This is a genomic window from Streptomyces sp. O3, assembly GCF_054788135.1.
On the sequence record NZ_JBTVYK010000115.1, the window covers coordinates 1 to 3240 of the forward strand.

Annotated in this window: 4 protein-coding genes; 1 reads left to right on the forward strand and 3 read right to left on the reverse strand. The window is 69.3% G+C overall.

The genetic code is table 11. From position 1 onward, the window contains the following. Positions 1 to 302: 302 nt before the first annotated feature. Positions 303 to 1310, reverse strand: a complete 1008-nt coding sequence (locus tag ACX6XY_RS29880) for a stage II sporulation protein M (protein ID WP_460337702.1) — start codon at positions 1308 to 1310, stop codon at positions 303 to 305. A gap of 103 nt (positions 1311 to 1413) precedes the next feature. Between ACX6XY_RS29880 and ACX6XY_RS29885 the strand changes: the two genes are divergently transcribed. Next, positions 1414 to 2352, forward strand: coding sequence for an RDD family protein (locus ACX6XY_RS29885; protein ID WP_460337705.1), 939 nt, complete (start codon positions 1414 to 1416; stop codon positions 2350 to 2352). Positions 2353 to 2395: 43 nt separating this feature from the next. Here ACX6XY_RS29885 and ACX6XY_RS29890 read toward each other — a convergent pair whose 3' ends face one another. Continuing rightward, positions 2396 to 3040 (reverse strand): hypothetical protein, encoded by a 645-nt coding sequence (locus tag ACX6XY_RS29890; protein ID WP_460337708.1) that lies wholly within the window; start codon positions 3038 to 3040, stop codon positions 2396 to 2398. 121 nt (positions 3041 to 3161) lie between these two features. Continuing rightward, positions 3162 to 3240, reverse strand: a 79-nt coding sequence (locus ACX6XY_RS29895) for an adenosylhomocysteinase (protein WP_460337711.1), incomplete at its 5' end; no start/stop codon positions are given.

Consider the following 3240-nt stretch of genomic DNA (forward strand, 5'->3'; position numbering starts at 1 on the left):
CGACTCTATCAGACTCTTTCGTGTCCGATTTCCTCGGTGCCTTCCCGGTTCCCGCTCTCGCGTTTCCCTTTCCGGCGACTCCGACTTTATCAGATGTTTTCCGCCGGGCTGACCGGCTTCAAGTTTCTGATGTATCGGATGGCTTCTCTGGAAAGAATTCCGGAAGCAGGTAGATAATAACTGGTTGCCGTCGATGTGTCCATCTCTAGGCAACTGTTTGAATCTACCTCCCCAGGTCGGCTGTGTCAACAGCTTTGGTGGGGCGAAGAGGACAGTAGCAGGTCAGGCAGGTCGGACGCACATCACGCGGCGGTGGGGAGCGCCGCGCTGCGGTCTGTGGTGAGCACATCGCCGGTCTCGCCTGCGCGGGCTGCTCGGCCGCCCAGTACGTAGACGTAGAAGAGGAACAGCAGCTCCACGACGACACCGATGCCGACGCGAGCCCAGGTAGGGAGTCCGGATGGCGTGACGAAGCCTTCGATGACGCCCGCGACCAAGAGCACCAAGGCCAGGCCGATCGCCATGCCCAGGGCCGCGCGTCCTTCTTCGGCCAGGGCCGTGCGGCGGGGGCGTGGGCCTGGGTCGATGACGGTCCAGCCCAGGCGCAGTCCCGTCCCGGCGGCGACGAAGACGGCGGTGAGCTCCAGCAGGCCGTGCGGGAGGACCAGACCCAGGAAGATGTCGAGGCGGCCGACTGAGGACATCAGGCCGATCCCGACGCCCAGGTTGAGCATGTTCTGGAGAAGAATCCAGAGGACGGGAATGCCCAGGAATGCGCCTAGGACCAGGCACAGGGCGGCGGCCTGGGCGTTGTTCGTCCATACCTGGGCCGCGAAGGACGCGGCGGGGTTGCTTGAGTAGTACGTCTCGTACTGGCCGCCGGGTCTGGTGAGCTCGCGGAGTTCGGCCGGGGCCGCGATCGCGGACTGCACCTCTGGGTGCGTGCCGATCCACCAGCCGATCAGGGCGGCGACGAGGGTCGACAGCAGCGCGGTGGGGACCCACCAGCGACGGGTGCGGTACATCGCTGCGGGAAAGCTGGCCGTAAGGAAGTGCGTGGCATCGCGCCAGCTCGCGTGACGGGTGCCGGTGACGGCGCTACGCGCGCGTGCCACGAGCTGAGTGAGGCGGCCGGTCAGCTGGGGGTCGGGGGCGCTGGACTGGATCAGGGAAAGGTGGGTCGCGGTGCGCTGGTAGAGGACGACGAGTTCGTCGGCTTCAGCCCCGGTGAGGCGGCGGCGTCGGCGCAGCCGGGAGTCCAGGCGGTCCCACTCGGCGCGGTGGGCGGACACGAAGACGTCGAGGTCCATCAGACTGCTGCTCCCCCTGCTGCTCCTCGTACTGCGGCGCGGTGCGCACTCAGCTTGGCAGACTGGTTGTTCCAGGGGCAGGGCAGCGAGGAGGGCCGCGAGCGTGAGTGATCATGTGACGGGTGAGGCAGTGGCCCTCGAACTGCGTGCCGCGAAGCTGCCGAGCAGGGCGCTGGCCGTGCTGATAGATCTCACCGTGGCCATGGCCGCGTATATCGCGCTGTCCATCGCGTTGATCGCCGCGACGGCTTCGCTGGACGACGCGGCGACCGCGGCCGTCGCGGTGTCCACGTTCCTGCTGTTGCTGGTGGGTGCGCCGATCGCGGTCGAGACGCTGAGTCACGGGCGGTCTCTGGGGAAGCTGGCCTGCGGGCTGCGGGTGGTGCGGGACGACGGCGGGCCCATCCGGTTCCGGCACGCGTTGGTGCGCGGGGCGATGGGGGTGATCGAGATCCTGGGCACGTTCGGGGTCGTCGCCTGTGTCGCTTCTCTTGCGTCGGCGCGGGGCAGGCGACTCGGGGATGTGTTCGCGGGGACTCTGGTCATACGGGAACGGGTGCCGGTGGGCCGGACTCCGTACGTGCCTCCGCCGCCGCCCGGCCTGGTGGGGCGGTTCTCGGGGCTCGATCTGTCAGGGGTGCCGGACGGGCTGTGGCTGGCGATACGCCAGTACCTGACGCGGATGGGGCAGCTCGACCCGCAGGTCGGCTGGGCGATGGGGGAACGGCTCGCCGGTGATCTCGCGGTGTGTACGGGGGCGTCGGCGCCTGAGGGGGTGCCGTCGGCGGCGTATCTGGCGGCGGTGGTGCACGAGCGGCAGACGCGGGACGCCCGGCGCGTATTCGGAGCCGGGTCGGCGGAACCGGCGGCGGACGCGGCCGAGGCGTTCGGTACGCGGGAACCGATGGGCGGTACGGGGTTCGTGCGGCCGTCTGGTGAACCGGCGCGGCCGACTGGTCAGTGGGCTCCCGCTCAGGAGGTGGGGTCGACCGCGGATGAGGCGGGCGGGTCGCCGCGGACCGGGTTTGTGCCCCCGGCGTGAGTGCGTGAGTGCCAGTCCGTTGGATGCGGTCAGGTAGATGTGTTCAGGGGAAGGCCGAGGGCGGGGACTCCAGGTGTTCCAGTTCGATGCCCGGTGCCGCCAGTACCACGTCACCGGCGATGTGGACGGTGCCCTGCTCCCCGGTGTCCAGGGCTGTGACCTGGTATTCGTCCACGATCAGCGGGCCGTTGTCAGTGGTGTGTGCTTCGCTTTTCAGCAGGGCCCAGGACTGGTCGACGGTGCGTGGGGCGAGGACCGGGTCGGTGAAGCGGACCAGGCGCAGGCGTGTGGCGGGGGCGTCGGGGGTGAGGCGCAGGAGTCGGGCGGTGGCGATCAGGAAGGCGGGGGACATGCCGGTGAACGCGTGGGCGGGGACGTTGCCTTCGGTGGCGTGTTCACCTGTGGGGTCGGTGCGCACCCAGGTGACGCCTTCGAGGGCGGCGCCGCGTACCTGCCAGCCTCCGGCGTGGAGTTCGAGGCGGATGGGGCGGCCGAGTTCGTCGATGGCCAGGTCGACTGAGCCGGTGACGGCGCTCTCGCGGATGCCCTTCTCGGTCTCCCGGTCTGCGGGGGTGGTGATCTGCGCGATATAGCGCCAGCCGGAAGGGCCTGGGGCGCAGTGGAAGTGTTCTTCGCCGAGGGGAGTGTGGTCGTGCGGATCGTGGAGCGAGTAGCGGCCGCGGGGCATGGGGATCGCGTCCTTCACGGGGGCAGGCCCCCGCCGCGGAGGCGAGGGCCTGCGTGCTGCCGGTGGTGCGTAGCGCGGTAGTGCGTGTGCGTGGTGGTGCGTGTGCGCTGGCGCCGGTCGGTCAGTAGCGGTAGTGGTCGGGCTTGTAGGGGCCCTCGACCTTCACACCGATGTAGTCCGCCTGCTCCGGGCGCAGTTCG

Excerpts from the sequence above, each read along its gene's own strand:
- ACX6XY_RS29880 (WP_460337702.1), bottom strand. The coding sequence starts at position 1,310 with ATGGACCTCGACGTCTTCGTGTCCGCCCACCGCGCCGAGTGGGACCGC.
- ACX6XY_RS29890 (WP_460337708.1), bottom strand. The coding sequence starts at position 3,040 with ATGCCCCGCGGCCGCTACTCGCTCCACGATCCGCACGACCACACTCCC.